The sequence below is a fragment of the Roseiarcus sp. genome (genome assembly GCF_052145395.1).
GTDB lineage: Bacteria > Pseudomonadota > Alphaproteobacteria > Rhizobiales > Beijerinckiaceae > Roseiarcus.
In genome coordinates this window covers 1-5,122 of sequence record NZ_JBKQOT010000166.1, presented here as the reverse complement: position 1 = coordinate 5,122, position 5,122 = coordinate 1, and the positions used below count along the sequence as shown (strand labels likewise).

Annotated in this window: 3 protein-coding genes and 1 pseudogene; all 4 read right to left on the bottom strand. The window is 66.8% G+C overall.

Annotation, left to right across the window (positions count from 1 at the left end; translation table 11 throughout):
• Positions 1–472: pseudogene (locus ACLP25_RS05915) on the bottom strand (site-specific integrase); the annotation flags it as partial.
• Positions 473–735: 263 nt separating this feature from the next.
• On the bottom strand, positions 736–2,445 hold the full coding sequence (locus ACLP25_RS05910) for an AMP-binding protein (protein ID WP_442468302.1): 1,710 nt from the start codon (positions 2,443–2,445) through the stop codon (positions 736–738).
• A gap of 57 nt (positions 2,446–2,502) precedes the next feature.
• Complete coding sequence (gene der / locus ACLP25_RS05905) at positions 2,503–3,906, bottom strand: ribosome biogenesis GTPase Der (protein ID WP_442468301.1); 1,404 nt, start codon at positions 3,904–3,906, stop codon at positions 2,503–2,505.
• A 10-nt stretch (positions 3,907–3,916) separates the two neighbouring features.
• Positions 3,917–4,576 carry a tetratricopeptide repeat protein gene (locus tag ACLP25_RS05900; protein ID WP_442468300.1) on the bottom strand — a complete coding sequence of 220 codons (660 nt, stop codon included), beginning with the start codon at positions 4,574–4,576 and terminating at the stop codon, positions 3,917–3,919.
• Positions 4,577–5,122: the final 546 nt, after the last annotated feature.

Sequence of the window (5,122 nt, the reverse complement as noted above, 5' to 3'; positions counted from 1 at the left end):
ACGCCAGCCAATTATCCAACATGGTTTTGGTTAAATTTGCCACCGGCTTTTCACTAAATTTTGGCAGGAAATGCTTTTCGAGCCGAAGCCGCGTGTCGTAGGCAGTCCTCTCATTTTTCACACTCAGAACTTGAAGGTAATTGGCGGCAGCTTCGCCAACCGTGATTGGTTTTAAAACACGGCCATCGCTTGTTGCTCTGGCCATTGATTTCACTTTTTCCTGAGCCTGAAAGAAGGTTAGGAAGCTCTGTTCGTCAGCGTCGGCATAGTCGTCGGCATGGGCAATGGCCGTGGTCCTCGCACCGCCCTTGCCGTCAGCAACGCGCAAAACCCATGTCCCCGCAGTTTGGTTGCGGCGATAGCCAAGGGAGATGCCGGGTCCAATTCTGACGAAGACAGGCTTCTTGGCGATTGGGAGCTTCAGTCTGTTTGCTCGGTGTTCGAGCTGGTTGTTGCGTATGTTCCTTGCCATGGCCGCTCAAGGAGTTGGTGTCCCGTTTGTGTCCAGTGTACGGGGGCGGAATCAGTCGGTCAACCTCGGATTGATATGGAGGCTTTGCGCAGGTAGAAGCCTACTATCAGAGACTTAGACGGAGCCAGTAGGACTGGCGCGGAGTGTAGTAGTAGCCCTTTCACGGCGAAAACACGGGTTCGAGTCCCGTTGGGCGCGCCAAATGTTCGCCTGAGGCCCAGTCCGATGTCTTGCGATGACCCGGATCCAGGTTTGCTTCGCCGTCACTCGGAAAAGTCCTCGATCCGGAACTCGCTCGCCGCCCGCTCGCCCTTCTCGGCAAGATCCGTTTCGCGCCCGCGCAGCTCCACCCGGCGGATTTTTCCCGACGCCGTCTTCGGCAGCTCTGAAAACTCGATCCGGCGCACGCGCTTATAGGGCGACAGGCGCTCGCGGATGTGGGCGAAGAGCGAGGCGGCCGTCTCGGCGTTGGGCGCGAACCCGGGCGCAAGCGCGACATAGGCCTTGGGCGTGGTGAAGCGAACCGGGTCGGGCGCCGGCACGACCGCGGCCTCCATTACGGCCTCGTGCTCGATCAGAGCGCTTTCGAGTTCAAAGGGGCTGAGCCGGTAGTCGCTCGACTTGAACACGTCGTCGGCCCGGCCGATGTAGGTGACGTAGCCTTCGGCGTCGCGTGAGGCGACGTCGCCGGTCCGGTAGTACGCGCCCTCGACCGGCGCCGCCTCGCCCGTCTCGTTTCCGTAGCCGCGCATGAGGCCCACGGCGCGAGGGCGCAGCGGAAGGGCGATTTCGCCCTGGTCGCTCTCGAGCCCGTCGGCGTCGAGCAGCACGATGCGATAGCCAGGCAGGGCGCGGCCCATCGAACCGGGAATGACCTTCTGGCCCGGCGAGTTGGCGACCATCATGGTCGTCTCGGTCTGGCCGTAGGAATCGCGCAAAGTCAGGCCCCAGGCCCGCCGCACCTGCTCGATCACCTCGGGGTTCAACGGCTCGCCCAACGACAGGATCTCGCGCAAGCCGACCTTCCAGTCGCTTAAGGTCTCCTGGATCAGCATGCGCCACACGGTCGGCGGCGCGCAGAACGTCGTGACGCCGTGGTCCACGAGCGCGTGGAGCGCCGCGCGCGGCTCAAAACGGCCGGCGAGCGCGACCACCGTCGCCGCGGCGTTCCAGGGCGCGAACACGTTCGACCACGCGTGCTTCGCCCAGCCGGGCGAGGAAATGTTGAGGTGCGCGTCGCCGGGCTTGAGGCCGAGCCCGTACATGGTCGTCAGATGGCCGATCGGATAGCTCGCGTGCGTATGGACGACGAGCTTGGCGCGCGCCGTCGTGCCCGAGGTGAAGTAGAGCAGCATCGGGTCGTCGGCGCGCGTCGGCCCGTCCGGCTGAAAGCGCGCGCTGGGGCTCATGAGCGAGGCGAACGGGCGCCAGCCCTCGGGCGCTTCGCCGACGGCGATGCGGATCGCCTTCCTTTCGACGTCGGCGAATTTCCCGGCGTCGGCCCCGTGCGCGACCAAGAACTTCGCCCGCCCGCGTTCGAGCCGGTCGGCGATGTCCGAGGAGCTGAGCTGCGGCATGGCGGGGATGAGGACGAGGCCGAGCTTCATCGCCGCCAGCATCGTCACCCACAATTCCGGCGTCGCGCCGAGCATCATCAACAGGCGGTCGCCGCGCTTCGCCCCGATCCCCCGAAGGCCGTTGGCGAGGCTCGACGACTCGCGGGCGAGTTCGCCGTAGCTGCGAATCTGGACCGTTTCGCCGACGACCTTCAGCGCCGTCTTCGCACCGTGCTGGCCCGCGGCGAGCTCGGAGTCGAACCAGTCCAGGGCCCAGTTGAAGCGCTCCGGCCGCGGCCAGACGAACTGGGTCTTCGCCGCGATGTAGCGGTCGTCGAGATCGAGCAGGAGATCACGGGCCTCGCGAAAGGTCGGCGGTTCGGCGCGCGGAGGCAGGGGCGTGGACAGAGAGGCCATGGCGGGCTCGACAGGAAAGAGGGATCGGCCCAGTTTTAATCCGCCTCGGGCCCGTTGTCAGCGCCGCTTCTTCGGCGCGTACGGATTCTGGCCGCCGGAGCGCATCGACAGCCGGATCGGCACGCCGATGAGGCCGAAGGTCTCGCGCAGGCCGTTGACGAGGTAACGCTTGTAGCTCTCCGGAATGTGCTCGACCGAATTGCCGAACAGGACAAAGAACGGCGGCCGCGCCTTCGGCTGGGTGATGTAGCGGATCTTGATCCGCCGTCCCGACACGGCCGGCGGCGGCGTCGAATCGACGACCGGGCCGAGCCAGCGGTTGAGCCGCCCGGTCGAGATGCGCATGTTCCAGATCTCGTTCGTGGCGACCACCGCCTCGAGCAGTTTGTCGACATGCGCGCCGGTGAGGCCCGAAACCGGGATGACGCGCGCCCCTCGCAACTGCGGCAAAAGCCGGTCGGCCTCCTCACGCAATTCGCGCGCCTTGTCCGACTTGTTGTCGATCAGGTCCCACTTGTTGAGGCCGATGACCAGCGCCCTGCCCTCGGTCTCGACGAGGTCGGCGAGCGACAGGTCCTGCTTCTCGAACGGGATCGTCGCGTCGAGCAGCAGGACCACGACCTCGGCGAACCGCACCGCGCGCAGGGCGTCGGCGACCGCGAGCTTCTCGACCTTCTCACTCACCCTGGAGCGGCGGCGCAGGCCCGCGGTGTCGAACAGCTTTAGCTTGCGCCCGCGCCACTCGGTCTCGATCCCGATCGAGTCGCGCGTGATGCCGGGCTCGGGGCCGGTCAAGAGCCGGTCCTCGCCGAGGATGCGGTTAAGCAGCGTCGACTTTCCGGCATTGGGGCGGCCGAGCACGGCGATGCGCAGCAGCTTGGTCGTGTCGAGCACGCTGCCGTCCTCCTCCTCCTCGCCCAGAACGAGCGGATCGCGCTCCTCCACCTCGTCCGGGTCGAGGCGGGCTGCGGGCGGCAGCGCTTCGACGAGCGCGTCGTAAAGATCGCGCAAGCCCTCGCCGTGCTCGGCGGACAAGGCGATCGGCTCGCCGAGGCCGAGGCCGAAGGCCTCGTAGGCGCCGTCGCGCCCCGCCCCGCCCTCGGCCTTGTTGGCGATGACGAGGATCGGCTTGCCGGCGCGGCGGATGGCGGCGGCGAAATGCCGGTCGGTCCCGGTGATCCCAGCGCGCGCGTCGATGAGGAACAGGATCGCGTCGCAGTCGGTAAGCGCCGTCTCGGTCTGGGCCCGCATGCGGCCAGCCAGCGTCTCCGGATCGCCCTCCTCGAGCCCCGCCGTGTCGACGACGGTGAAGGCGAGATCGTACAGGCGCGCGTCGCCCTCGCGCCGGTCGCGCGTGACGCCGGGCTGGTCGTCGACCAGCGCGAGCTTCCTTCCGACCAGACGATTGAACAAGGTCGACTTGCCGACGTTCGGCCGGCCGATGATCGCGACCTTGCTCATGAAACCGCGGTCACTTGGGGGGGCGGTTCGACGCGACGAGGGCGAGCCAGCGTTCGGCGAGCTGGCGCTCGGTCGGCGAGACTTCCGGGTCGCCGAGCACGTCGTCGAGTTGCTTGCCCGCGTCGTCAGTGTCGCCGCGGCCGATCGCCAGCGCGCCGAGGGTCAGCTTGGCGAGCCGGCGGTAGGGACCATCGGCGGAGGCGAGCGACGTCAGCGCCGCCGTTCCGGCCGCCTCCTCACCGGGAATGTTGAGTTGAAGGAGCGCCGCGCGCAACTTGGCCGCGTCGCGGAACAGGGGATCGACCGAGCCGTTGCCGGCGATGGCCTGAAAGGCTGCAATCGCCGCGGCTGGGTCGGTCGAAGCCTTGGCGCCGGCCTCGGTCATCTGGGCGAGAATGCGGTAGCCCCCGGGCGCATCCGCCGCGAGCTTGGCGAGGCCCCCGAACGCCTCGCTCGGCTTGCCGGCGTCGAAGGCGGCGATCGCCGCCTGGAGCTGCTCGCCTGCCGCCTGAGCGGCCCGCTCCTTCTGATACTCCCAGTAGCGGAATCCGGCCGAGGCGAGCACGATCAGCAGCGCCGCGCCGATGATATAGTTTTGGTACTTCTTCCACAACTCCGCCGCCTTGTCGCGCCGGACCTCCTCGTCGACTTCCTGAAAGATATCAGTCATTTCGTGCTCGATCCGCAGCCGGCGCGCCGCTTTGTTGCGCGTCGCCGGCGAATTCGGGCCCGCCCTAACACAGCGGGACGGGGAAAGCGAGCGAAGGCCGCGCTCCCGTCCCTCGAGGCCGACGACCCTTCCAGAGCTCGAAGCGCCGATCCCCCGCTCTGCCGTTTCCAACTCCGTTTCGAGGGTTTTCAAGAGGTTGCGGCGCTTTTTCCGGACGCCCGTAATGGCCAAGGACGGCGCCGCATTTTCTCGATATTACAGTGTGGAGTACGCCCTACCGGGGAGTTCCGACCACCAGGCGCGCTTGCGCCGGAGACCGCAGGCTTCTCCGCCCCAATCCCCAAGGCCGCCCGCCACGGACGCCAAGCCGATGGGGCGCCCAACCCAAATCAATGCTAACTTTCTGCAACGTTCTCCCATTGCCCGATCGAGCATTTTCAAGGGATTACGCCTGTTCCAAGGCGTCTTGCGAAGGAGCGATGCCTGGCCGTCGAGCGCGCGCCGCGGGGCTCGCAAGCGGTTGCAGGGCGGCGCAACGGGGCCGTA

Bases quoted from the DNA above. Each gene is read 5' to 3' on its own strand.
- ACLP25_RS05910 (WP_442468302.1), bottom strand. From the start codon at position 2,445: ATGGCCTCTCTGTCCACGCCCCTGCCTCCGCGCGCCGAACCGCCGACC.
- der (WP_442468301.1), bottom strand. From the start codon at position 3,906: ATGAGCAAGGTCGCGATCATCGGCCGGCCGAACGTCGGCAAGTCGACC.
- ACLP25_RS05900 (WP_442468300.1), bottom strand. From the start codon at position 4,576: ATGACTGATATCTTTCAGGAAGTCGACGAGGAGGTCCGGCGCGACAAG.